This window comes from Vibrio sp. 2130-1, from assembly GCF_033339515.1.
In genome coordinates this window covers 36562-61295 of record NZ_JAWOUT010000001.1, presented here as the reverse complement: position 1 = coordinate 61295, position 24734 = coordinate 36562, and the positions used below count along the sequence as shown (strand labels likewise).

At 44.8% G+C, this 24734-nt stretch carries 23 protein-coding genes; 8 read left to right on the top strand and 15 right to left on the bottom strand.

The window, feature by feature from the left end; genetic code table 11:
• Positions 1-90 precede the first annotated feature (90 nt).
• Positions 91-714 (top strand): trimeric intracellular cation channel family protein, encoded by a 624-nt coding sequence (locus R7Q09_RS00300; protein WP_318071167.1) that lies wholly within the window; start codon positions 91-93, stop codon positions 712-714.
• Positions 715-937: 223 nt separating this feature from the next.
• On the opposite strand, the gene aroC is transcribed toward R7Q09_RS00300, so the two are convergent.
• Both aroC and prmB read right to left on the bottom strand, forming a co-directional pair.
• Positions 938-2023, bottom strand: coding sequence for a chorismate synthase (gene aroC / locus R7Q09_RS00295; protein WP_053349555.1), 1086 nt, complete (start codon positions 2021-2023; stop codon positions 938-940).
• A gap of 179 nt (positions 2024-2202) precedes the next feature.
• Positions 2203-3135 carry a 50S ribosomal protein L3 N(5)-glutamine methyltransferase gene (gene prmB, locus R7Q09_RS00290; protein WP_005380541.1) on the bottom strand — a complete coding sequence of 311 codons (933 nt, stop codon included), beginning with the start codon at positions 3133-3135 and terminating at the stop codon, positions 2203-2205.
• Between the two features lie 62 nt (positions 3136-3197).
• On the opposite strand from prmB, the gene smrB reads away from it, so the two are divergent.
• The gene (gene smrB, locus R7Q09_RS00285; protein WP_005380539.1) at positions 3198-3728 is read left to right on the top strand and encodes an endonuclease SmrB; all 531 of its coding nucleotides are present in this window, start codon (positions 3198-3200) and stop codon (positions 3726-3728) included.
• Positions 3729-3824: 96 nt separating this feature from the next.
• Here the strand turns inward: smrB and sixA are convergent, their stop codons facing one another.
• Complete coding sequence (gene sixA, locus R7Q09_RS00280; RefSeq protein WP_005380537.1) at positions 3825-4289, bottom strand: phosphohistidine phosphatase SixA; 465 nt, start codon at positions 4287-4289, stop codon at positions 3825-3827.
• Positions 4290-4663: 374 nt separating this feature from the next.
• Between sixA and R7Q09_RS00275 the strand changes: the two genes are divergently transcribed.
• Both R7Q09_RS00275 and R7Q09_RS00270 read left to right on the top strand, forming a co-directional pair.
• Positions 4664-7441, top strand: coding sequence for an insulinase family protein (locus tag R7Q09_RS00275; RefSeq protein WP_213868038.1), 2778 nt, complete (start codon positions 4664-4666; stop codon positions 7439-7441).
• A gap of 167 nt (positions 7442-7608) precedes the next feature.
• Positions 7609-7863: a hypothetical protein gene (locus R7Q09_RS00270; RefSeq protein ID WP_005384444.1), complete on the top strand. Its 255-nt coding sequence runs from the start codon at positions 7609-7611 to the stop codon at positions 7861-7863.
• A 62-nt stretch (positions 7864-7925) separates the two neighbouring features.
• Here R7Q09_RS00270 and fadJ read toward each other — a convergent pair whose 3' ends face one another.
• Positions 7926-10037, bottom strand: a complete 2112-nt coding sequence (gene fadJ / locus R7Q09_RS00265) for a fatty acid oxidation complex subunit alpha FadJ (RefSeq protein WP_005380532.1) — start codon at positions 10035-10037, stop codon at positions 7926-7928.
• Positions 10037-11344 carry an acetyl-CoA C-acyltransferase FadI gene (fadI, locus tag R7Q09_RS00260; RefSeq protein WP_005384447.1) on the bottom strand — a complete coding sequence of 436 codons (1308 nt, stop codon included), beginning with the start codon at positions 11342-11344 and terminating at the stop codon, positions 10037-10039. Before fadI ends, fadJ begins: the two co-directional genes overlap by 1 nt.
• Positions 11345-12064: 720 nt before the next feature.
• Between fadI and R7Q09_RS00255 the strand changes: the two genes are divergently transcribed.
• From R7Q09_RS00255 to R7Q09_RS00240, 4 genes are all read left to right on the top strand, one after another.
• The gene (locus tag R7Q09_RS00255; RefSeq protein WP_005380528.1) at positions 12065-12640 is read left to right on the top strand and encodes a sigma-70 family RNA polymerase sigma factor; all 576 of its coding nucleotides are present in this window, start codon (positions 12065-12067) and stop codon (positions 12638-12640) included.
• The gene (locus tag R7Q09_RS00250) at positions 12633-13364 is read left to right on the top strand and encodes a DUF3379 domain-containing protein (protein ID WP_025767180.1); all 732 of its coding nucleotides are present in this window, start codon (positions 12633-12635) and stop codon (positions 13362-13364) included. The genes R7Q09_RS00255 and R7Q09_RS00250 overlap by 8 nt, the downstream gene beginning before the upstream one ends.
• A 297-nt stretch (positions 13365-13661) precedes the next feature.
• Positions 13662-14939: an outer membrane protein transport protein gene (locus tag R7Q09_RS00245; RefSeq protein WP_213963847.1), complete on the top strand. Its 1278-nt coding sequence runs from the start codon at positions 13662-13664 to the stop codon at positions 14937-14939.
• A gap of 309 nt (positions 14940-15248) precedes the next feature.
• A complete protein-coding gene (locus tag R7Q09_RS00240; RefSeq protein WP_054576273.1) occupies positions 15249-16565 on the top strand; it encodes an outer membrane protein transport protein in 1317 nt (438 codons plus the stop codon).
• A 74-nt stretch (positions 16566-16639) separates the two neighbouring features.
• Here the strand turns inward: R7Q09_RS00240 and R7Q09_RS00235 are convergent, their stop codons facing one another.
• The 10 genes from R7Q09_RS00235 to ccmA all read right to left on the bottom strand — a co-directional run bounded on the left by R7Q09_RS00235 (position 16640) and on the right by ccmA (position 24695).
• Positions 16640-17413, bottom strand: a complete 774-nt coding sequence (locus tag R7Q09_RS00235) for a VacJ family lipoprotein (protein ID WP_005380523.1) — start codon at positions 17411-17413, stop codon at positions 16640-16642.
• Between the two features lie 216 nt (positions 17414-17629).
• Entirely contained in the window at positions 17630-18844 is a 1215-nt protein-coding gene (gene ccmI, locus R7Q09_RS00230; RefSeq protein WP_258483206.1) for a c-type cytochrome biogenesis protein CcmI, read from the bottom strand.
• Positions 18844-19329: a cytochrome c-type biogenesis protein gene (locus R7Q09_RS00225; RefSeq protein WP_005380519.1), complete on the bottom strand. Its 486-nt coding sequence runs from the start codon at positions 19327-19329 to the stop codon at positions 18844-18846. The genes ccmI and R7Q09_RS00225 overlap by 1 nt, the downstream gene beginning before the upstream one ends.
• Positions 19326-19880, bottom strand: coding sequence for a DsbE family thiol:disulfide interchange protein (locus tag R7Q09_RS00220; RefSeq protein ID WP_005380518.1), 555 nt, complete (start codon positions 19878-19880; stop codon positions 19326-19328). Before R7Q09_RS00220 ends, R7Q09_RS00225 begins: the two co-directional genes overlap by 4 nt.
• 1 nt (position 19881) lies before the next feature.
• Positions 19882-21858 (bottom strand): heme lyase CcmF/NrfE family subunit, encoded by a 1977-nt coding sequence (locus tag R7Q09_RS00215; RefSeq protein WP_017635943.1) that lies wholly within the window; start codon positions 21856-21858, stop codon positions 19882-19884.
• A complete protein-coding gene (gene ccmE / locus R7Q09_RS00210) occupies positions 21855-22340 on the bottom strand; it encodes a cytochrome c maturation protein CcmE (RefSeq protein ID WP_005380516.1) in 486 nt (161 codons plus the stop codon). Before ccmE ends, R7Q09_RS00215 begins: the two co-directional genes overlap by 4 nt.
• Positions 22337-22543 (bottom strand): heme exporter protein CcmD, encoded by a 207-nt coding sequence (gene ccmD / locus R7Q09_RS00205; RefSeq protein ID WP_005380515.1) that lies wholly within the window; start codon positions 22541-22543, stop codon positions 22337-22339. The genes ccmE and ccmD overlap by 4 nt, the downstream gene beginning before the upstream one ends.
• 11 nt (positions 22544-22554) lie before the next feature.
• Positions 22555-23298, bottom strand: a complete 744-nt coding sequence (locus R7Q09_RS00200; protein ID WP_005380513.1) for a heme ABC transporter permease — start codon at positions 23296-23298, stop codon at positions 22555-22557.
• A gap of 109 nt (positions 23299-23407) precedes the next feature.
• The gene (gene ccmB / locus R7Q09_RS00195; protein ID WP_005380512.1) at positions 23408-24076 is read right to left on the bottom strand and encodes a heme exporter protein CcmB; all 669 of its coding nucleotides are present in this window, start codon (positions 24074-24076) and stop codon (positions 23408-23410) included.
• Position 24077: 1 nt separating this feature from the next.
• Entirely contained in the window at positions 24078-24695 is a 618-nt protein-coding gene (ccmA, locus tag R7Q09_RS00190) for a cytochrome c biogenesis heme-transporting ATPase CcmA (protein WP_005380511.1), read from the bottom strand.
• Positions 24696-24734: the final 39 nt, after the last annotated feature.

Here is a 24734-nt window from a genome sequence, read left to right as displayed (position 1 = left end):
TAAGAGAGATAGAACCGTTTGTAAGTGTTGTTACTTCGCCTACGCTGATTCTCGTAGAACGTAGTGACTTTTTACGTTGAGTGTTCCCCTATGTTGCTAAGTGTGTTGTATATCATTGGTATCACGGCTGAAGCCATGACAGGTGCGTTAAGTGCTGGTAGAAGAAAGATGGACTGGTTTGGTGTTATGTTGGTGGCCAGCGCAACGGCCATTGGTGGTGGCACCGTACGTGACATTCTATTAGGCCACTACCCTCTTGGTTGGGTAAAAAACCCAGAGTTCCTTGCAATTACGTGTGTTGCAGGTGTGCTAACAACAGGTTTAGCGAAATGGGTGATTAAGCTGAAAGGTCTGTTCATTCGCCTCGATGCATTAGGTTTAATCGTGTTTAGTATCATCGGAACAAAAATTGCGATGGGCATGGGCTTGCACCCTGGTATTTGTATGGTTTCAGCGTTAGTAACTGGTGTATTCGGTGGGCTACTTCGCGACTTAATCTGTCGCCAAACACCATTGGTACTGCATGAAGAGCTTTACGCTTCTGTCGCTCTTATCGCATCAGGAATGTACTTAGCGCTATTAGAATTCAATGTTCCCGATGTCACTGCCACTATTATGACACTGGTTACTGGTTACATGTTGCGTATGGCTGCGGTACGCTTTAAGTGGCGTCTGCCTTCTTTCCATTTGGAAACCGAAGGCTCGATTCATTAAGCAAAAACTACTTAAACAAAAAAGGTTGCCTGATAAAATTGTGCCACCCGCGATTCAGTGAGTGGCATAATTTTATATTCAGTCATCCTGAACAGCGACGAAGGAGCATGATTCAGGATCTATTATCCGAGCACTCTGTTGTCAGGGATGTTTCTTTCTCTTTTCATCGTGCTGAAATTAGATTCCTAGTCTCGCTATAGCTCGCTGGAATGACACAAAGCTCTTAAATCTTCGGTGTTTCAGTTGTTACGCCATGGTTTTGACCACGGTGGCGTAGTAAATGATCCATCACCACAATAGCCAGCATCGCTTCTGCGATAGGCACAGCACGAATACCCACACATGGGTCATGACGACCTTTGGTGATCAACTGAGTTGGTTCACCTTCTTTTGTGATGGTCTCACCCGGCACAGTGATACTTGATGTTGGCTTAAGCGCAATGTTTGCGACAATGTCTTGACCAGTCGAGATACCACCAAGAATGCCACCCGCATGATTACTACCAAAACCTTCAGGAGCAAGCGTATCACGGTGCTGACTGCCTTTTTGGGTTACCACCTCGAAACCGTCTCCGATTTCCACGCCTTTCACCGCGTTGATGCTCATTAGTGCGTGCGCGATGTCTGCATCCAAACGGTCAAATACGGGTTCCCCAAGACCAACAGGCACGTTAGTTGCCACAACCTGGATTTTTGCGCCAATAGAGTCGCCTTCTTTTTTCAGGTCACGGATAAGTTGGTCAAATGCTTCTACTTTGTCAGCATCAGGGCAGAAGAATGCATTGTTCTCGATTTCGTTCCAATCTACCTTGTCGATAGATACATCACCCATTTGTGACAAGTAAGCACGAATCTCAACACCAAACTCATCTTTTAAGTATTTCTTCGCGATTGCACCAGCAGCCACACGCATTGCGGTTTCACGAGCTGAAGAACGGCCGCCACCGCGATAGTCGCGGATGCCATATTTTTGGTGGTAAGTGTAATCAGCATGACCCGGTCTGAACTTATCTTTGATGTCAGAGTAGTCTTTTGAGCGCTGATCGGTGTTTTCAATTAGCAAACCGATCGATGTGCCCGTGGTTTTGCCTTCAAAAACGCCAGAAAGAATTTTAACTTCATCCGGTTCACGACGTTGTGTGGTGTAACGTGATGTGCCTGGACGACGGCGGTCGAGATCGATTTGTAGATCTGCTTCTGTAATTTCCAACCCCGGAGGACATCCGTCTACGATACATCCCAGTGCGATACCGTGACTTTCCCCGAATGTCGTCACTCGGAAATGTTGTCCGATACTGTTTCCTGCCATTACTTCCTCAAGTTTTTATCGCCACGCTCTCTCAAAACAGAGCATAGCTGCTTTCCAATTCTTCGTGGATTCATAGTGGCTTTATTACGTTTTGATGTAAAGAGTTAATATCGGCGAGGTATGCATAAAAAAACACCGAGCATAAAGCTCGGTGTTTTGATGTTTAGTGCAAGACTCTATTAGTCTTTGTACAGTTTAAACTCTTCTGCACACTCAACCAGCTGGTCACGCGTTAGCATAAACACACCATGACCGCCGTTCTCGAACTCAATCCAAGTAAATGGAATCTCTGGGTACTGTTCCATCATATGAATCATTGAGTTGCCGACTTCACAAATAAGAATGCCGTTATCTGTTAGATAATCTGGCGCGTTAGCAAGAATACGACGCACTAGTTTTAGACCATCCGTACCCGCAGCTAGCCCAAGCTCAGGCTCATGCGTGAACTCATCTGGCAGGCTGTTCATGTCTTCTTCATCCACATATGGTGGGTTGGACACGATTAGATTGTATTTCTCTTTTGGAAGATCACGGAACAAATCAGAGCGAATTGGGAACACTTGCTGCTCCATGCCATGATCTTGTACGTTTTGCTCAGCCACTTGTAGAGCATCTGTAGAGATGTCGATCGCATCCACTTCTGCTTCAGGGAAAGCGTGCGCACAAGCAATCGCGATACAACCAGAACCCGTACATAGGTCCATGATGCGCGTAGGCTCTTCCACCAACCAAGGTTGGAATTCCGCTTGAATCAACTCACCGATTGGAGAGCGTGGTACAAGTACACGCTCATCAACGAAGAACTCAAGACCGCAGAACCATGCTTTGTTGGTTAGGTATGCTGTTGGCGTACGCTCGTTGATGCGTTTTACTACGCGCTCAACAATACGCAGACGCTCGCTTGTCGTTAGGCGAGAGTTCAATACGTGCGGAGGCACATCAATCGGCAAGTATAAGGTTGGCAGGATAAGCTGAACTGCTTCATCCCACGCATTATCAGTACCATGACCGTAAAACAGGTTCGCTGCATTAAAGCGGCTTACCGTCCAACGAATCATATCTTGAAGGGTATGCAGCTCCGATACCGCTTCTTCTACAAAAATCTTATCCAAAATTGCCTCCGAAAAGCGCTACAATACTGCCAATAAAGTTTATTAATGAAATTGTTTACCTAATGAGCAAAAAAGACACCGAGAACGATGACGATTTCGCCTTGTTTCAGGAAGCAGTACAGGGCGTAAAAAAGTTGCGACAGGATACCATAATCCAGCAACCAAAAAAAAATACTAAGCAAAAAGAAATCAAGCGCTCCAACCGTGAAGCGAGTGACTCTGAATTTTACTTTTCAGACGAGTTTGTCCCTCTATTAAACGATGAAGGTCCAACTCGTTATGCACGTGACGACGTCTCCACTTATGAAGTCAAACGTCTACGTCGTGGCGTGTATGTACCGGACGTGTTCCTCGATATGCACGGCATGACACAGCAAGAAGCAAAACGCGAGCTTGGTGCGATGATAGCCTATTGCATCAAAAACGAGATTCATTGTGCGTGTGTGCAACATGGTATTGGGAAACACATCCTGAAACAGAAAGCCCCACTTTGGTTAGCACAGCATCCTGACGTTATGGCTTTTCACCAAGCGCCACTAGAATTTGGTGGTGATGGTGCGTTGTTAGTGTTGCTTTCAATTCCTGAAAAGTAACAAGCTTGCTGTAGACACGACGAAACGAAAAGGCAGGGATCTCCTGCCTTTCTTATTCGGTCTCTAATTTGCAAACGCTTATTTTGGTTTAGACACTTATGGCGTAATATGCCATAGCACTTCACCATTTTGTGTTTGTAAATCATATTCAATGCACACTAGGCCTGATGTAGGAAACATCGGAGGTGTCATGTCTTTTACAAACTCTGAAGTCAGATAACCGACCAAAGGCAAATGCGATACGAACAAAAGCGAGTCCAATTGTTCGACTTCGATTAACGCACTTGCGAAATCGAAGACATGCTCGGACTGGCCATAAGGTGTAATATCTTCACAAGTTTCAATGCTTTTTGCAGAGAAATACGCACTGATCTCTTGCCAAGTTTGTTGAGCTCTAATGTACGGACTCACCAACACTTTATCGAATTGCGCAAAACCCTGTTCTTTACAGGCTCTAGCAACCGCTTCTGATTCGACTCTGCCTCTTGGGGTCAATTGTCGTGCTGCGTCTGAATCTGCAAAATGCTCGGCTTCACCGTGACGCATGATGAATATTTTCATGTTATTTCCTAGGGATAGCTAACGCTACCAAAAGGTTGACTGCTATCTTTATTAGATAGACGGGGCTAACTTTAACAATGACGAAACAAAAATATTGATATAATTATCTGTTCATTATACCAATTCGCTTGTTAAAGATAGCGACTTTCTTAACAATCTATTAAAAGAATGTACTCAGTTCATCACACTATTTAACTGTGCAATGAGTTCAGAGCATTCACTCAAACAGTTCTTCCCCATACGCAAACGCGATGGGCCTGTGCAGAAGTCTACGAATAACAAAAATACGGCAAGCAGTATTTGTCGAAACGCAAACTTTGCGCCCCCCGCGAGGGGAGCCTAAATTACTGTAATGCGAAATCTGGAGACGCATCGTGCATCTAAGTCCTAACGATTCAAATCAATACCGCTACATTACCTTGAGCAATGAACTGCGTGTACTGCTGATTCATTCCGATACAGCTCAACAGTCGGCAGCTGCTCTGGCAGTGAACGTTGGACACTTCGACGACCCAAACGATCGCCAAGGTCTGGCACACTATTTAGAACACATGCTTTTTTTGGGTACGGAAAAATACCCTAAAGTGGGCGAGTTTCAAAGCTATATTAGCCAACACGGTGGAACAAACAACGCTTGGACTGGTACAGAGCACACTTGTTTCTTTTTCAATATTGCTCCAAATGCCTTTGAAAGTGCCTTAGATCGATTTAGCCAATTTTTTACCGCACCTTTGTTTAACGAAGAAGCATTAGACAAAGAACGCCAGGCTGTCGACTCCGAATACAAGCTCAAACTCAATGATGATTCTCGTCGCCTGTATCAAGTTAACAAAGAAGTCATCAATCCAGAGCACCCGTTTTCAAAATTCTCTGTCGGAAACTTAGATACTCTTGGCGACCGAGATGGTAAATCCATCCGCGACGAAATTGTGGAGTTTCACCACTCTCAGTATTCCGCCGATTTGATGACACTGACTCTATTTGGGCCACAGCCGCTCGATGAACAGCAAGCTTGGGTAGAAGCCATGTTTGCCGACATCCCAAATCACCATCTTCGTGGAAAATCGATTGATGTACCGATCGGCACTGAGGAAAGCACGGGCATTTTGGTTCAAGTCGAGCCGCTCAAAGAGTTCCGTAAACTAATTCTCACATTCCCCATGCCGGGAATGGATGCGCATTATAGCGTGAAGCCACTCTCCTACTTTGCTCACCTGTTGGGTTATGAAGGAGAAGGCAGTTTGATGCTTCAACTCAAAGAAAAAGGCTGGATTACTTCTCTCTCAGCGGGCGGCGGCGCGAGTGGCAGTAACTACCGAGACTTTACCGTAAGCTGCACCCTGACGCCAAACGGCTTAGATCATGTTGATGATATCGTTCAAGCAGTTTTTCAATACCTCTCGATGATCAAACAAGACGGGTTAGATGAATGGCGCTATCTCGAAAAACAAGCGGTATTAGAATCGGCTTTCCGCTTCCAAGAGCCATCGCGCCCAATGGATCTCGTCAGCCATCTGGTGATCAACATGCAGCACTATCAACCGGAAGACACGGTTTATGGTGACTACAAAATGGCGGGCTACGATGAAGAGTTACAGCGTTCATTGCTGCGATACTTAACCATCGATAATGTGCGCGTCACTTTGATTGCTAAAGGCCTGGAATACAATCGTACTGCCGAATGGTACTTTACCCCGTACTCCGTCACGCCTTTTAGTGAAAGCCAACGTCGTTTCTATCAACAAATCGATCCAAGCTGGCAATTCGTCTTACCGGAAAAGAACCCTTATATTTGCTACGATCTCGACCCCATGCCACTCGAAAATGGTGATTCACTGCCAGAGTTGATTGAGGATCTCGAAGGGTTTCGGCTGTGGCATTTGCAAGATGACGAATTTCGCGTGCCCAAAGGTGTCGTTTATGTCGCTATCGACAGCTCTCATGCCGTTGCATCACCAAAGAACATCGTCAAAACGCGCTTATGTGTAGAGATGTTCCTCGATTCGCTAGCAAAAGAAACCTATCAAGCAGAAATCGCAGGGATGGGTTACAACATGTATGCTCACCAAGGTGGCGTGACCTTAACCCTCTCAGGGTTCAGTCAAAAGCTGCCTCAGTTGCTAGAAGTGATTCTGCACCGTTTTGCTTCTCGAGATTTCAGCCCTGCTCGCTTTGAAACCATCAAACAACAATTGTTACGAAACTGGAGAAATGCTTCACAAGATCGCCCTATTTCGCAGCTGTTTAACGCACTTACTGGGTTACTTCAACCCAATAACCCGCCTTTCGCAACCTTAGTCGAAGCGCTAGAAGAAATCGAAGTCGATGAACTCTCGGTATTCGTAGAATCCATTCTTGCAGAACTGCACGTTGAAATGTTTGTTTACGGAGACTGGCAACGCCAGCAAGCCCATGACATGGCTACGACCTTGAAGGATGCTCTAAGAGTTAACGAGCAACGTTATGAAGAGGCACTTCGCCCGCTCATTATGCTAGGTAAAAATGGCAGTTTTCAACGTGAGGTGCATTGTAACCAGCAAGATTCCGCGGTCGTTATTTACCACCAGTGCGAGGATATTGAGCCTCGTAGTATCGCGCTATACTCATTGGCCAATCACCTTATGTCGGCAACGTTTTTCCACGAAATCCGTACCAAGCAGCAATTAGGTTACATGGTAGGCACTGGCAATATGCCGCTAAATCGTCACCCTGGTATTGTACTATATGTGCAGTCACCTAATGCAGCACCTGCCGAGCTGGTTACCTCAATCGATGAGTTTTTAAATGCCTTTTATATGGTGTTGTTAGAGTTAAACGATTACCAATGGCACAGCAGTAAGCGCGGCTTGTGGAACCAAATAGCAACGCCGGACACCACACTTCGAGGTCGGGCTCAACGTCTTTGGGTTGCGATAGGAAACAAAGACACTGAGTTTAACCAACGTGACAAGGTACTTGCGGAGTTGAAGAAGCTGACGCGCGCAGACATGATTCGCTTCGTTGTGAACGAATTGAAACCTCGTACTGCAAATCGTTTGATCATGCACTCTCAAGGTCAAGCGCATTCGGAGGCTCCGCGCATCCATCTAGGACAAGAAATAGGATCGATTGAAGAGTTCCAACTTCGGCCAAAAGATTGCGGCTTGGGGTGATCTAGTTGCGCAGAAATAAAATTGTCGATTACTAGAATGAACCTACAAACCCATGAGGTTGTCGGTCTCATAGATTGAATCGGCACCATAATTGGCAGAAAATTGAAATTGCGCCATTGCGGCTTATGCTCTAATTACCGCACTAAAAATAACTTAATGAGGTAATCATGAAAAAAGCACTTTTACTTGTGGCTCTTATACTGCCATTGGCATCTGCTCACGCTGAAATCTCAGTCAAAGGCGATGGTTTCGAACTAAGTGACGACTGTGTGCGCCTTAGCGGAGACAATGTATCCATCAAATCAGATGATTGCTCTTCAAAACAGTGGAATGATAAAGACAAAAAAGGTAATAGCAGCGTTCATGGGGACGACAACCCTGGTAAAGGCCACAATAAAGATAAGAAAGACAAGAAGAAGTAACCATTTCTTCTTTATGAAAAAGGCTTGCCACTGGCAAGCCTTTTTCTCTACCGAAGCAACGTTTAATAGAACGTTGTCCCTTCACCAGCTCGAGTAAGCAAGCCATCACATGGCGCGTAACGATCGCCATACTTCGATGCAAACTCATTCATTTTCTCTACGAGCTCTTTAATGCCAAATTGGTCCATGTAACGGAACGGACCACCCAAGAACGGTGGGAAACCAATACCAAATATCGCGCCAATATCGCCGTCACGTGGCGAGCGAATGATACCATCATCCAAACAACGTACCGCTTCATTCAGCATTGGCAGCACACAGCGCAACGCAATATCGTTATCGCTTAGCTTAGATTCAGGGTCGAGCTTAAGCAGTTTGTAAACCGATTTGTCGACATCTTTCTTCTTGCCCTTGTAAGTGTAAAACCCCTTACCACTCTTGCGTCCTTTACGTCCATCATTTAACAAGATATCAAACACATCCGGCCCTTTGAATCGGTCACCTAACTCATTAACCAGGATCGGCATAATTTTCGCGCCAATGTCGACACCAACTTCATCCAACAACGTAATCGGGCCAACAGGGAAACCAAAATCAAGCAACGCCGTATCAATCTTTTCGATCGGTTCGTTAGCCAACAAAATATGCGCCGCTTCGTTCATGTATGGAGCAAGAATGCGGTTCACGTAAAAGCCCGCTTTGTCTTTCACTACGATCGGGGTTTTACCTTGCTTCTTAGCAAGTGCAACAACTGTTGAAACGGTTTCATCTGACGTCGTTTCATGCGGAATCACTTCCACCAACGGCATTTTTTCTACCGGGCTGAAGTAATGCAAACCCACTACGTTTTCTGGACGCTCCGCTTTTTCTGCAATTTTGTGGATAGGCAACGAAGAAGTATTGGTCGCAAAGATAGTTTCTGTCTTAGCGTTCGCTTCAATGTCCGCCACCATTTTTTGCTTAAGATCTAAGTCTTCAAAAACGGCTTCAATTACGACATCAATATGATTAAAACTGGTAAAATCGACACCACCAGACAGTTGCAGCATTTTCGCTTGCAGATCGGCCTTGGATAGAATGCGACGTTTGCGCTGTTTCTCAAATAACTTGTAGTTGTAGTTGAGCGCGTTTAAAACGCCATCGTTGCTAACGTCTTTGATGCGAACAGGTACTTTTGCTTTTGCAACAGACACATGGCTGATTCCGGCGCCCATCAGACCACCACCAAGCACACCAACTTTATGAACTGGTGCTGGTTTCGCATCCGTGCCATTTTCTTTCTTCATTTCTGTTGTGGCAAAGAAGATCGAACGGAGCGCTTTTGACTCTGAGCTCATCACAAGCTCACCGAAGCGCTTCGCTTCAAGCTCTTGACCTTTAGCGAAGCCTTTCTCTAAGCCATGTTGAATAACTTCTAGAATTGCAACCGTTGCTGGATAGTTACCGCGAGTTTTTTGATTCGTTTTCTTCGCAGCTTGCTCAAATACAAACTTGCGCCCTAGCCCGCTACCAGACATCACCTTTTCTTTCGTCGATAGCTTTTTCGTGCCCTTGTTTTTACCTTTGTCGATAAACTGTTTTGCTACGTCGAGCAAAATGGTGTCAGGCACACAGGCGTCCACAACGCCCAATTTTTTAGCTTTCTTCGCACGAAGTTGTTTACCCGTCAGGATCAAGTCCAACGACGGTAACAGGCCAATCAAACGTGGCAGACGCTGAGTACCACCAGAACCTGGCAATAAACCAAGTTGTACTTCTGGCAGACCTAAACGCGTTTTGTCAGAATCCGTACAAACACGATAATCACATGCAAGAGCCAGTTCTAAACCACCGCCCAAACATGGGCCATGAATAGCCGCAACGACAGGATACGGTAAGTCCGATAGCTGCTGGAATAAATCCTGACCTTGCCTTGCTAAGTCTTCCGCTTCACTTGCTGTGGTGCATGCTTCTAGCATTCGAACATCTGCGCCCGCAACAAAATTGTCCGGTTTTAAGGAGTGGATGATCATCCCTTTAATACCACTGGAGTCTTTTAGCTGAGCAAAAATTTCTTTCATTTCGTCAGCAAAAGCCGCCTGCAGCGTATTCATTTTTTCATTAGGAACATCAATTGCTAACCAAGCAATATTTTGCTCATCAACCTTTAGACTAAATGCTTTTTGCTCGCTCATTACTCAACCTCCAGAATCATTGCCGCACCAAGACCACCAGCAGCACATGCGGTATTCAATGCAATACCACCGCCACGGCGTTTTAGTTCTCGTAGGGTTTGCGTCATCATACGCGCACCAGTCGCAGCAAATGGGTGACCATAAGCAATTGATCCGCCAAGCACGTTGAACTTATCCATGTCAATTTCACCAATCGCTTTTGAGCGACCAAGGTTTTCTTGAGCAAACTTATCGGAAGCAAACATCTTCACATTCGCCAATGCTTGAGCAGCAAAGGCCTCGTGCATGTCGATCAACGTCAGGTCTGACAGTTCCAAGCCTGTATTTTCAAGCACTTTCGCTGTGGCATAAGTCGGCCCCATCAGCATGTCCTTTTCCACGCCGATAGCAGAGAATGCATAACCTCGGATGTAACCAAGAATCTCCATTCCGAGCTCTTTCGCTTTACCTTCTCGCATCAACATCACTGCCGCACCACCATCAGTCAATGGCGTACTGTTCGCAGCCGTAACACTGCCATACTGACGATCAAACGCAGGTCGCAATTTCGCGTATCCCTCAACCGTTGAGTCATGACGAATATTGTTATCTTCCGAAATCCACTTTTTGTATGGTTCAGGGAAAGCCGTCATCACTTCATCTTGGATTTTTCCTTCTTTCCAAGCTTGAGAAGCCAGCGTATGAGAACGATGTGCAAGCGCATCCTGTTCTGCGCGAGAAATACCATGTGTTTTAGCCATTTGCTCTGCAGTTTGTCCCATGGATAAACCCGTAGAGTACTCTGCTACTGCTGGTGGCACTGGCATCAGGTCTTTAAAGCTCAAGTTTTTGAGGATACTAAGCTTCTGACCCATTGTTTTTGTCTTACTAAGAGCAAGCAGATTAGCGGCCAGTTTCTTTGATACGCCAATAGGCAGGACGGAAGAAGAGTCTGCACCACCAGCAATACCAATATCGATGGTTCCCGCCATGATGCTTTCTGCGACATTAACCGCCGCTTGAAAACTCGTCGCACACGCTCGAGTCACACTGTATGCATCAGTATGGATGTTCATACCAGTGCCTAATACGATTTCTCGTGCGATGTTTGGCGCTTCAGGCATTTGTACTACTTGTCCAAATACCACTTGTTCGATTAGCTTCGGATCAATATCTGTTCGAGCAAGCATTTCGCTTACTACCATTTTCCCTAAATCGACCGCTGGCACTTGGCTAAATTCCGTGCTTTGACGAGCAAAGGGAGTTCGAAGCCCCGCGACAATAGCGACACGCTCACCATTGCGTGTTTTTACTTCCTGCTTGCCCATTGTTTCTCCTTAAATACAAGAGGTCTGACCTGATGCATTGTAATGAATTTGTTAAATTTATCAAACGTGCGTTTAAATAAACGTGAAGCAAGTAGTTCAATTACTCTACTTCTTTGATTCTTATGCGATTACTAATGGTTAACTATAGAGAGTTAAAACGGTAAGAGGTATACGGAAAGTAAAATCGAAGCAAAAAAAAACCACACATAACTGTGTGGTCGGAATATCTATAAAACAATTAACTTACGCCAATTGAAAAGTAATCAGTTTCCTGATTAGGAGAAAGTAAAGTCAGCCTTCAAAAGGAAGTGTCATCTTGCTCAACATGTTAGTCGCAATGACTAACGAGATGACAAGGTGTACTATAACCCCTTCACTGCTTGATATTTTGAAATAGATCAATTTTATAGTGATTTTACGAGTTTTAAGCTCACCTAAAGCGATTATTGATTCAAAACAATTCAAGAATCCACCATCAGAAGTCCCTTTTAATGCTCCATCGAGTGAACTTATCCAAGCCATTGATTACTAATGATGATATTGTTAACAATATATATCAATTCGTGTTCGATGATATCTGACATTTGCGTATACACTTTTAGGTAACCACATGGCTTATTGTGTCAAAGGGGTTGCATGACAAATCCTGCAACCAAAACCGCTAAGCGATGAAGCAAGTAAAGTCATGCTCAGAACAAATAAGAAACTCACAGAGCGAGGATGGAGGCTCCTGTGGCCATATTAAAAATGTTTGGAAAGAAAAATTCCAACAGTCCGGTCAACTCTGATATGGACAAGCAAAGAAAATACGAAGCGCTCGTCCGAGGGTATCATCGTGACTTGTACCGCTACGCATATTGGTTGTGCAAAGATAAAGCGGTCGCGGAAGATCTAGTTCAGGAAACCTGTCTTAGAGCTTGGAAGTCACTCGATAGCCTCCAGGACGAAAAAGCTGCCAAGTCTTGGCTCATCACAATATTGAGACGAGAAAATGCGCGCCGCTTCGAACGTAAACAATTTGATTTAGTTGATATCGATGACTACGGCAATGATGCTAAAGTTAGCGATGACTCACATCATCAGCAAGAATGGCTGCAGGCACAGATCATGAAGCTCGATGTTGAATACCGTGAGCCTTTATTTCTCCAAGTTGTTGGTGGTTTCAGTGGAGAAGAAATTGGCGACATTCTTGATTTAAATAAAAACACAGTGATGACTCGACTATTTCGCGCTCGTAATCAACTTAAAGAGATGTTGGATTCTCAAGATACCAAGAGAGGACAAAAGAATGGATGATTTAGAATTTCGTCGTCGTATTTTGTCGGATCCAAAACAAAAGGATGAAGAGATTCTGCAAGCTTTAGCTGGTAGCGACGCCAACAATAAGTTTGTTGATGACGTTTTGGATCTCGATGTAAAAATTAAACAAGCCATGAATGTGGATGTACCCGAAGATCTCGCAGATAAGATTTTATTTAGCCAGACGTCGAGTGCACTTGATGAAGAGAAGGTCGTCAGACCAAACTTTGTCCGCAAAGCAATGGCACTTGCCGCTTCTATTGCGTTCACCGCAGGGTTATTAGTTGGTCAAGTAAACTGGGGAAATGTTTTGGTGTCTCCAGCACAAGCCAGTTTAGCGGATACCGCGATGAAACACGTAATTCATGAAGAACCGTTTGTTCGTCATCTTGATGAGGATGTACCGAGCTCGCAAATTAATGCGAAAATGTCGCCATTTCATTACCAGTTTAGTGAAAACTTTCCATATCACGTTTACTACCTAAACCACTGCGGTTTTGGTGAATCCAATGCGGTGCATATGGTGTTCCAAGGTCCAAAAGGTAAAGTAACGTTATTTATTACTGGTATTCCAAGCGAACAAAGTACCGACTTTAATAAGGATGGCATGACCGGAATCGTTCAGCCCGTCGGGAGTTCAAGCCTGATTTTAGTCGGGGAAGAAGGTGAAAATATTGATGCGCTCGCTACGACTCTTGCATCAATGATTAAGCCGATGTAACAACTTCGACGATTTCCAGCCTTCAAAAGGTTAAATGCCGCTAAATGATCTTATTTAGCGGCATTTTTGTATAAATAGAACGCAAAACATTCACCATCGATATACCATTTAGAGCTTAAACTCTAAATTATGCATTTTAAGTGCAATTTCCCGTCTTTTAGACATCATTTCTGCAATTTTTATTCAATTTTATCCAATGGTCGGATTTGTCCAAGCAATTATTGATACTACTATCTGCGCCACTGAGCAAAAGCTCAATTTATCGTCCAAAGAGACGAATCTAATAAGGAAAAACAAATGACTCAGAACACGCGTCTGTTTAAAAAGACTCTCCTAGCAGTAACGGTAGCTTTTGCCTCAGGTCAATCGATGGCAGCGGGTTTCCAAATCAACGCTCAATCAGCAACTGGCATCGGCCGTGCATTTGCTGGTGATGCAGTAATCGCAGATAATGCAGCAGTAATGGCTCGTAACCCAGCAGCAATGGCTCTGTTTGATAAAATGGAACTTTCGCTAGGTTTCGAAAGCATTACTTCAATGATTGAAGTGAAAGATGCGAAATATTGTGGTTCAACGTGCCAAGTAGCACCAACACTGTTCAAGCCTGTCGACTCAAACTATGACGACGCTGGCGATACTTCTATTGCACCGAACATTCATCTAATCGTTCCTGTAAATGACAAGTTTGCATGGGGCGTAAACGCATACTCTAATTTCGGTACTAAAACAGAATTCGACAATAGCTTTGCGGCAAAAGAATATGGCGGCTTAACTGATGTTAAGAGCGTAAACTTTGGCCTTGCAGGTTCTTACCGTCTCAATGAACATTGGAGCTTTGGTGCTGGTTTAGATTTAATCTACGGCCAAGGTACAATGAAGCGTGAACATGCTGCAATAGGCACACTCGTCGATGTAGACGAAGCTGATGGTTGGGCTGTAGGTTTCAATGTTGGTACTGTGTACGAGCTAGATGAAAACAATCGATTTGGTCTTGCATACCGTCATAGTCCAGAAATGGAAGCAAAAGACGATAAAGGTCAAAAAATCACACTACCTTTACCAGATATGGCCGAGTTCTCTGGCTTCCACAAAATTCAAGACACTAAGTTTGCTGTACACTACAGCATCCAATACATTGGCTGGGAAACTTTCGATCAAATTGAATTCTCTAACTTAAAAGGCTCTCCTCTTGGCTCATCGTACGATAAACAGTACCAGTGGCAAGATGGTTGGCACTACTCGATTGGTGGTACATATTACCTAAGTAATAACTGGACACTTCGTGCTGGTTACATGTACGACACGAGCGCCCAAGCTGACTTAACGTCTGTTTCCGTTCCTGACTCAGATCGCCAATGGTTCTCTACCGGCTTTACTTATCACATTGATAGTAAATCAAATGTCGACTTTGGCTTTACGTACCTAATGGGTAAAGATGTTGAGGTAAATGAATCAACACCTAACCCAATGTACAACCCAAGTGACGCTCAAAGCCCTCAAAATATCTCGAGCTTGTCAGCAACAACACGCGCTGATGCTATTCTATTCGGCTTACAATACAGCCGTAGCTTCTAAACGCTTCGCTGTTAGTTAGTAGAAAAATACTTTATATAAAAGGCTGGATTTCCAGCCTTTTTTCATATCTGCGATTTATTGCCCACTCAATTTGAGTGAACACGTGTATCTAAATCTCACAATTAGGACGCACAACTGTTCGCTGAGTTCCGTTTACAAGCCCTTCACAGTTAGATTATTAAACCACACAAATAGCATTTAAAAGCATAATATTCCAAATGACCACTTGCGCTGGATTTTCATTTCTAAAGTAAAAACTCTACCTTTAAACTTTTGTCCCACGTTATAAACAAATCAGCGAACATTCGAATGAAAACCAACAAGACTCTTCTATCAACAGCAGTGGCATTAAGCCTACTTGGCGCAACGGGCATGGCTAACGCAGCAGGTTTCCAACTTGCTGAATATTCTGCAACAGGCCTAGGTCGAGCATATGCTGGTGAAGCTGCAATGGCTGACAACGCAAGTGCACAATGGCGTAACCCAGCAATGCTAACTTATTTGGAAGGCACTCAAGTGTCCGTTGGTGCAATCTATGTGAACCCAAATATTGATATTGAAGGTGATGTAAACTTCCACGGTAGCACTTCTTCTGCATCTTCAGATGACTTCGCACATGATGCAATCATTCCAAACTTCTACCTATCACACCAATATAATGAGAAATTCGCGATTGGTTTGGCATTTGGCACCAACTACGGCATGGAAACCGATTTAGGTAAAGGCTTTGGTGCATCGCACTTTGGTAACGAAGCAAGCGTAACGACAATGGAAGCGAACTTAAACGCAGCTTACAAAGTCAATGAATCGATCAGCGTTGGTGGTGGTATCCGTTACATCATCGGCGAAGGCAGCTTTGGCGCAGCAGCTCCTAAGAATAACGTTGTAGGGTTAAACCCTGAAACTAATCAACCAATCAGTGTTCCTCAAGGTACCGCTCTAAAATACATGGAAGGTGACGATACCGCTTGGGGCTGGCAAGTTGGTACAGCATGGCAGATCAATGAAAATAACCGTATCGGATTCGCGTACAAATCTGAAGTTGAACTGAAGCTTGAAGGCCATGCTGAAGGTCTTGGTTTTGGCTTCGGTACTTCTGAACGCGACAACGGCTACATGTATCTAAACCTGCCTGCAACGGCTGAGTTGGCAAGCTTCCACCAAGTAACAGACCAACTTGCATTACACGCAAGCGTTAACTGGACGGATTGGAGCTCTTTCGAGAAATTGGAAGCACGTCTAAATACTGCTGGCACGCATATGGTTAAAGTAGAAAACTGGGAAGACAACTATCGCTTTGCTGTTGGTGCCACTTACCAGCTTGATCCTAAGCTAGCGCTACGCACTGGTATTGCATACGATACTTCAGCGGTAAGCGACAAAAACCGTACGATCACTATTCCAGAAACTGACCGCACTTGGCTAAGTATTGGCGCAACGTACGATTGGACGAAAGACTTCAGCCTAGACGCTGGCTTCACCTATATTTTTGCGAAAGACGCACCAATCGTTGAGTCTCGTGGTTACAAGTCAGACGACACTGCAGAACAAGTCGGTGGCCAATTCGTAGGCGAAACTACGGGTAATGTTTGGCTAATCGGTGTTCAAGCAAACTACCGTTTCTAACCAAGCTGCAAAATACAAAAAAGGCTTAGCATCAGCTAAGCCTTTTTTCATTTCTCTATTGTGAAGAACAACGCTTAAAAGTCTTCTAGGTATTCGTCTAAATACTCTTCTTCTTCGATGTTAACTTCTTCTACCGTTTCAACTTCTGCTTTAAAGTTTTGACGCTGGATATAAACATCGCGAGTAAGAATATATGGATCCGGCGACGAGTCTAGCTGCGCTTCTTGCGGTACTAATAAAGCACGCTTCTCCATTCCTTCAAACGCCCACTTACCCAAACTCGCCCAGAAGTTGAGATAAGAGAGGGGTAAATACGTACTATCTACGGTATCTGTCACTTCACGTAAGGTATACGGACCATAACCTGGAACCATGAAGTAAGGACCATTTCCAACACCATAGTGGCCTACCGCATCACTGAACGCTTTCTCGTCGTACTTCGTAATACCCGCGGCACTTGCAATATCGAATAAACCGAAAATACCGAACGTCGAGTTAATCCAAAAACGGTTAAAGTGGTCCACAGCTTTCGTACCATTACCCATGATTAAGTTATTAACCATGCTTGCTGGCTCATCTAAGTTCGATAAGAAGTTAGCGATACCAGAACGAATAGGAACTGGCGTGTATTCTACATACGCAAGTGATACAGGACGAACCAAATACGGATCTAAATATTCGTAGTTGAGTTCCCACATGGTTCGGTTAAAGCCTTCCAACGGGTCATACACATCAGAAGTCGTTTGATTTGTTTCTTGTCCTGTTACTGCTTCATCAGGCGCACTTGAACAGCCAACCAGTCCAACGGCTAACAGCAACAAGAAGGTAGATTTACCCTTGTTATACATTTTATTTTCCATAACGACTATTAATGTACCTAAGTCACCCCGATTAACCATTGTACGTATGTTGAGCAGGATACATAGTAAAGATGACTCAGATATGGGAATAAATAAAGGCCAGCAATCGCTGGCCTTCGGTATTCTACTCGATCGTTTAGAGTCATACCACTAAAGGCAACTGACTCTACCTCGTTGTCATGTTTCAGAGACAGATGTTAACAATTAATACTGCTGATCAATGGTCACTTCTACTGGTGCGCCAAATTCAACTACGTCACTTTCTCCGTGCCAATCTTGATCACGCGTTGCTACGTTACCGTCAGAATCTACACGCACACGGACGATTAGCTTATCGAGTGAAGATAACTTTTGCCCTTGCATCATGGCATTGCCATCATCTAATACGACTGTGCGAGGGAAAGTACCTAGCGGATAACGAGCAGCAGCCACAGGCATTGGGGAGCCATCTGAACGATGTACTGACACAATCAGAACTGCGTTTGGATCCAACTGAGCATTTGGTGCCACATCAATTGTCACAGCTACACTCTTATCTGGTGAAACCGCTTCGCCCATTTGCTTACGAGCACTCTCAATACTGCGTGACAACATCTCGTAGCGGCTATCTTCTGGACCAATCATTTGCTGCATGATTCCCCAGTACTTGATGGCAGCCGGGAAGTCTTGACGCTCAAACGCATCGAACGCCAACAAAGAAAACACACGCAGATCGACATAGTCTTGCTGCATCAGCTTGCCGAGTAATGAGCGAGCCGTCGCTTGATCCATTTCCTCTTGAGACAGCATCAGAGCTTGTGCATAACCCAACATCACATCTGGGTCTTTTGGCTCTAGGTGGTACGATTTTTCCATCGCATCGATAGCTGTGGTGACATCACGATTTGCTAACGCAATACGACCTAGCAGTAACCAACCTGTCGAGTCTTCCGGCTGGTAATGTAAGCGAGTTCGAAGGGCAAGGGTCAAATCCGCCATTTCATCGTCACTCAGCGGCTCAGAAGAAGCCGACATCAGCTTTTTCGATAACTCAGGTAGATTTGCAGACACTTCTTGCCATTGAACAATATCGTCTGACGCGCCAAATTTATAATACAAACCATAGCTCAGCACCACCGTCAGAATTACCGATGGAACTAAAACCGCGATTGGAGAAACCTTAGTTTCTTTTTGCGCTTTATCACCAGGGATATCGTCAAGCAGTGATTGCTTTAGATCAGAAATCAGTTCGTCTTCACTTTCAACTAGACCTTCGTCAGTTTCTTCTGCAAGCTCAGATAGTCGGTCTTTATAAAATGCCTTGTTAAGCTCATCGCGTAACACATCATCATTGTTCGCTTTTTGTTTAAGCAGCGGCAAAGCCACCAGCGCACAAGCAATAAGCGTGAGAACAACGGTGGAAATCCAAAATAGTGTCATTACTTCTTATCTCCGTTGTTCTCTTCTTCAAGCAATGCTTTTAAACGAGCTTCTTTTTGCTCATCCCATTGCTCGTCACTGCTCGCTTTTGCCTTAACTTTAGATTTACGGCTACGCAGCACAATCAAACCAAAACCACCCAGTACTACAGCGAGTGGCCCTAGCCACAAAATCGCAGTCGCGACCGTAAATGGTGGGTTGTAAGTCACGAAGTTACCGTAACGGGCGATCATGTAATCAACAATCTCATCTTTGGACTTACCTTCTTTGGTCATTTCGTACACCTTATGGCGTAAGTCCTGAGCAAGTTCAGCGTTAGAATCCGAGATCGTGTTGTTCTGACATTTAGGGCAACGGAGCGTATGGCTTAACTCTTTGAACTGCTGTTCTTGTTCCAAATTATCAAACTCGTACACTTCAATGGCCGCATGAGCAGCAAGAGATAATGTCATCGCAGCAAAAACGGCAAGAATTAGCTTTCTCATTGCTTCGCCTCCTCAACCAATTTGTTGTAAAGCGGCTCCAGTGTTTCTGACCAATTACGTGGGTTTACATCCCCTACATGGCGATAGCGAATCACACCATTTGCATCAATAATGAATGTTTCTGGAGCACCATAAACACCAAGGTCAAGGCCAAGCATACCACTGCCATCAAATAGGCTGATCAAGTACGGGTTGCCGAGATCATTCAGCCAACCTATTGCTTTATTACGATCATCTTTGTAATTCATACCGATGATCTTAACGCCCTTACCCGCCAATTCGTTTAGGTATTTATGCTCTGCATAACACGTTGGGCACCACGTTGCCCAAACGTTCAAGAGCAACGGTTCACCTTTAAAAATTGATTGGTCGTACTGTTTTCCAGGCTCAGCCAGATCTTCTAAATGAAATTCAGGAACTGGCTTGCCAACCAAAACCGACTCCAATTTAGTTGGATCATCGCCCTCTTGATTACGCATTAATTGGGTTGCGAAAATGCCCGCTAGAATCATGAAAGCGACAAGCGGAATAAATAAGATTTTCTTATTCATGTTATGCCTCCTGCTCTTTTGACTTCGCGTTTTTCTTCGGCGATTTACGGAAGCGGTAGCGTTTATCAGAAATCGCTAGTGCGCCGCCTAATGCCATAATCAAAGAGCCAGCCCAAATCCAACGAACGAACGGTTTATAGTAAATACGAACAGCCCAAGATCGGTTGTCGTCTAAACGTTCACCCATTGCAATGTATAAGTCGCGGCTAATACCACGGTCAATGGCTGCTTCAGTCATCATAGACTTAGCCGTACGGTAGAAGCGCTTCTCTGCGTGAAGCGTATTCACGTATTTGCCATCGTGTGTGATCTCAAAGTCTGCGATGTAGCCATCGTAGTTTGGACCATCTTTATCACGCAAGCCTGAGAAGTAGAAATCATAGCCTTGAATTTGGAAGTGTTCGCCAGGTGCTAAACGTACATCACGCTCGATGCTGTAGTTCTGTACCATCGCAATACCGATAACAGATACCGCCAGACCAACATGACCCAACATCATTGCCCAGTGGCTACGTTGCAGCTTGCGAACACCTTCACTAAAGCTATGACGGTGCGTTGCGCGCTCGTACAGTTCAAAGCCATGCATCGCAATAATCCAAATCGCCATCACCCAACCAATGTAAGCCATGGTTGAGAAGAAATCGGCAAACAGGTACACGCATAGCGCGGCCAAGGCGAAAGCAAGCACACCTGAAACGAGCATTGGTTTCACAAGTTTAGATAAATTGTCTCGCTTCCAACGAATAAGAGGACCAATACCAAGCAGAAAAGCAAATGGCATCATTAACCACGCAAATAGCATGTCAAAGAATGGCGCACCGATAGAGACCGACCCCAAACCAAGCTGCTTGTGTACGAGCGGCAACAGTGTCCCCACTAACACCACAACAAGAGCGGCGATAAGTAATACATTGTTGGCTAAGAGCGCATTTTCACGTGAGACTAAGTCGAAGTTACCTCGTACACGCACTGCTGCCCCTTTTACGGCAAACAGCAATAAAGAGCCGCCGATAACGAAAACGAGGAAGCCTAGAATAAACATACCGCGCGACGGGTCAGACGCGAACGCGTGCACCGATACTAAAATACCGGAACGGACTAAGAAGGTGCCCAACAAACTCAACGAAAATGCAGAGATTGCCAATAGTACCGTCCACGCTTTAAATGTGCCGCGTTTTTCTGTCACGGCAAGAGAGTGCATTAATGCGGTACCCGCTAACCAAGGCATGAATGATGCGTTTTCTACTGGGTCCCAGAACCACCAGCCACCCCAGCCAAGTTCGTAGTAAGCCCACCAAGAACCCAGTGCGATACCAAGTGTTAAAAATACCCATGCAGCGGTTGTCCAAGGACGAGACCAACGAGCCCAAGCCGTATCAAGGCGTCCGGTCATTAGGGATGCGATCGCAAAAGAGAACGCAACCGAGAAACCAACATAGCCCATGTAAAGCATTGGCGGGTGAACAATCAAACCAGGGTCTTGAAGCAGAGGGTTCAAGTCACGTCCGTCAACCGGGAAGAACGGTAACGTACGTAGGAATGGATTTGACGTTAAGATGATAAACAGTAGGAAACCCACTGAGATCATGCCCATAACAGCAAGTACACGTGCAACCGACTCTTGCGGCATACCACGACTAAACGTCGCTACAGCGACAGTCCAAGCAGCTTGGATTAAAACCCATAGCAACAGTGAACCTTCGTGTGCACCCCATACTGCGGTTAAACGGTAGTACCAAGGGAGCTGACTATTCGAGTTGCTCGCTACATACTGTAACGTGAAGTCGTTGGTATAAAATCCCCAACATAAAATGGCGAAAGAGAACAACAGCATCAGGAACATAGACCAAGATAGCGGTCGCGCTGTGTTCATGAGCATGGTGTTATTATTCGATGCTCCCCACAATGGCAATACGCTCAACAGCACTGCCATTGCAAGCGAAAGAATGAGAGCAAAGTGACCGATTTCAGCAATCATTGGCCGCTTCCTTGTTTCTGTTCGGTGCTGTATTGAAGCGGTTCATGCGTTTTCTTCATCGCTTCTGCAATTTCTGGTGGCATGTATTCTTCATCGTGCTTCGCTAGGACCTCAAATGCCTCAACTGTCGTGGCATCTTTCAGTACACCTTGAGCAACAATACCCTGCCCTTCACGGAACAAGTCAGGAAGAATACCGTCATAGGTAATCGTCACTTTCGGACCGACATCGTGCAGGTCAAAACTCACTTTCAAAGAATTAGGATCTCGACGAACTGAGCCCACAACCACCATTCCACCGATACGCAGACGCTGGCCTACTTCTGGCTTGGTGCCATCTGGCTTACCATTAACCAATTCCGTTGGAGTGTAGAAAAGGTCCATATTTTGGTTAAGCGCATAAAGTATCAAACCAATGGTGGCACTAATACCGATAAAGATCGCTAGTACAATACCTAGCCTCTTTTTACGTCTCGGGTTCATAAGGTGTTCTCCATGTTCTTCGCTGCGTCGATACGAGCTTGACGGTCAATTTTTGCTTTCACTTCTTTCAATAATGCATCACCGCGGCGAAGGCTAGTGATCAGAAGAATCAGCATGGATAAGAAAGTAATACCAAACGCACTCCATACGTATGATGCGTAGCCACCCATGGCAAAAAAGTCGCTCAGAGATTCAAAATGCATAATCAGTTACCTCACTGAGTTTGTTCTGTTGCGAGTTTGCGCACCCAAGGGCGGTGACTTTCTTTACTGATGATTTCGTTACGAAAACGGACCATCGTCACGGCACCAAAGAAGAACGCAAAGCCAAAGATGTTCAGCAATAACGGCCAAAGCATGTCGGATGAAATAGAAGGTTGTTCAAATTTCGTGATCGTCGCACCTTGATGAAGCGTGTTCCACCATTCCACGGAAAAGTGAATGATAGGTAGGTTTACTACGCCTACGATCGCTAAAATACCAGCAGCTTTTGCGGCGGTTTTTTGATCGTCAAACGCATGGTAAAGCGCAATCACACCAAGGTAGAGAAATAGAAGAATCAATTCAGATGTAAGACGGGCATCCCATACCCACCAAGTGCCCCACATAGGCTTGCCCCAAACAGCACCTGTAAGTAGAGCAATAAAAGTAAATACTGCACCAATCGGAGCCATCGCAAGTGCCGCCATATCAGATAGGCGAACTTGCCATACTAGGCCAATAAATGCAGCGATCGCCATCGACATATAAACGCCCATAGACCAAATAGCTGATGGGACATGAATGTAGATGATTCGGAAACTGTCACCTTGTTGGTAATCTGAAGGCGCAAATGCAAGCCCCCAAACCGTACCAACCGATAAGCATACGAGGGCCAATACAGAAAACCAAGGCAGAAACTTACCACTCAAACGATAAGCTGCTTCTGGCTTGGCATAAGGATGTAGCCATTTCCACATGTTTTGTTCTCACTCTTACTTCAGGGACACTGTCTAAAGGGTTGAGACCGTAGCAGTGCTTTAATAATAATTCTTTGATCAAGCGCCGCTTCATTGGCACTTTATTGAGTTAGTTGACACTAACTCGTAATGCGGCACTGATGGCAAAAGGCGTTAATGTCATCGCCCCCATTAGCATCGCACCTAAAATCGCTAGTTGACCGTTATACGCCATACCGAGTGCGGCAGCATCAATTGCCGATGTTGCGAAAATCAAAATTGGGATGTAGAGCGGAAGAATAAGCAAACTCAAAAGAACGCCACCCTTTTGCAACCCAACAGTCAACGCCACACCAATGGCACCAATAAAACTTAGTGTTGGTGTACCGATCATCAAGGTTAATACAACCGATAGCCAAGTATTGAAGTCGAGCGAAAGTAAAACCGCCAATAATGGGCTAATTAAAATCAGAGGTAACCCTGTTAACAACCAATGTGCTATGACCTTTGAAACCACTACAAGTTGCAATGGAATCGGCATTAGCATCATTTGTTCTAGTGCACCGTCTTGAAAATCATCACGAAATAGACGCTCTAATGATAATAAGGCGGACAGCAATGCGGCAACCCAAACGATGCCCGCTGCAATACGTGCTAACAAATTAGGCTCTGGTCCAATACTCAGAGGAAAGAGAGTAATGACAATAATAAAGAACCACAGCGGGTTCAGAATGTCTGCCTGACGGCGAAATGCGATTAGGAGCTCACGACGAATGATGGTGGTCATCGAGGAAATCATATCAGTCACCCAGCTTTATTTTTCTAAGTTTCGGGCTGTCCGCAAACATATCTTGATGCGTCGTCAACACAACAATACCGCCATTATCAGCATGACTTGCGAACAAAGATTCAAGCACCTTGACACCTTGCTTATCAATGGCAGTCAACGGCTCATCTAAGATCCATAAAATTTGCTTACTGAGCCATAACCTTGCCAATGCGACTCGTCGTTGCTGACCTGCGGAAAGTTGTGCTACAGGCACATCTTCTCGACCAGCTAATCCTACTTGAGTCAAAGCGATAAAGATTTCTTCGTCTGAAGAGCGATTATTTTGAATAGATTGATAAAAACGTAAGTTTTCTAATGCGGTAAGCTCTCGTTTCACTCCTGTTTGATGTCCTAAGAAAAGCAGATCTTGATGGAAAACATCACGAGATTTTTCAACCTCTTCGCCTTTCCATTTAATGACACCTTCTTCTCTATCACCTAACCCTGTCACAATCCGTAGCAATGTAGTTTTACCAGTACCATTACGCCCTTCGATCTGGACCAATTCACCAGGCTTAATTTCAAACTGCAGGTTTTCAAACAGAACCCTTTCATCACGGATTGCTGTCAGGTTAGACACTTCTAACATAGAGCTTCAACTAAAAAATGAACGAGCCGCTATATTAGC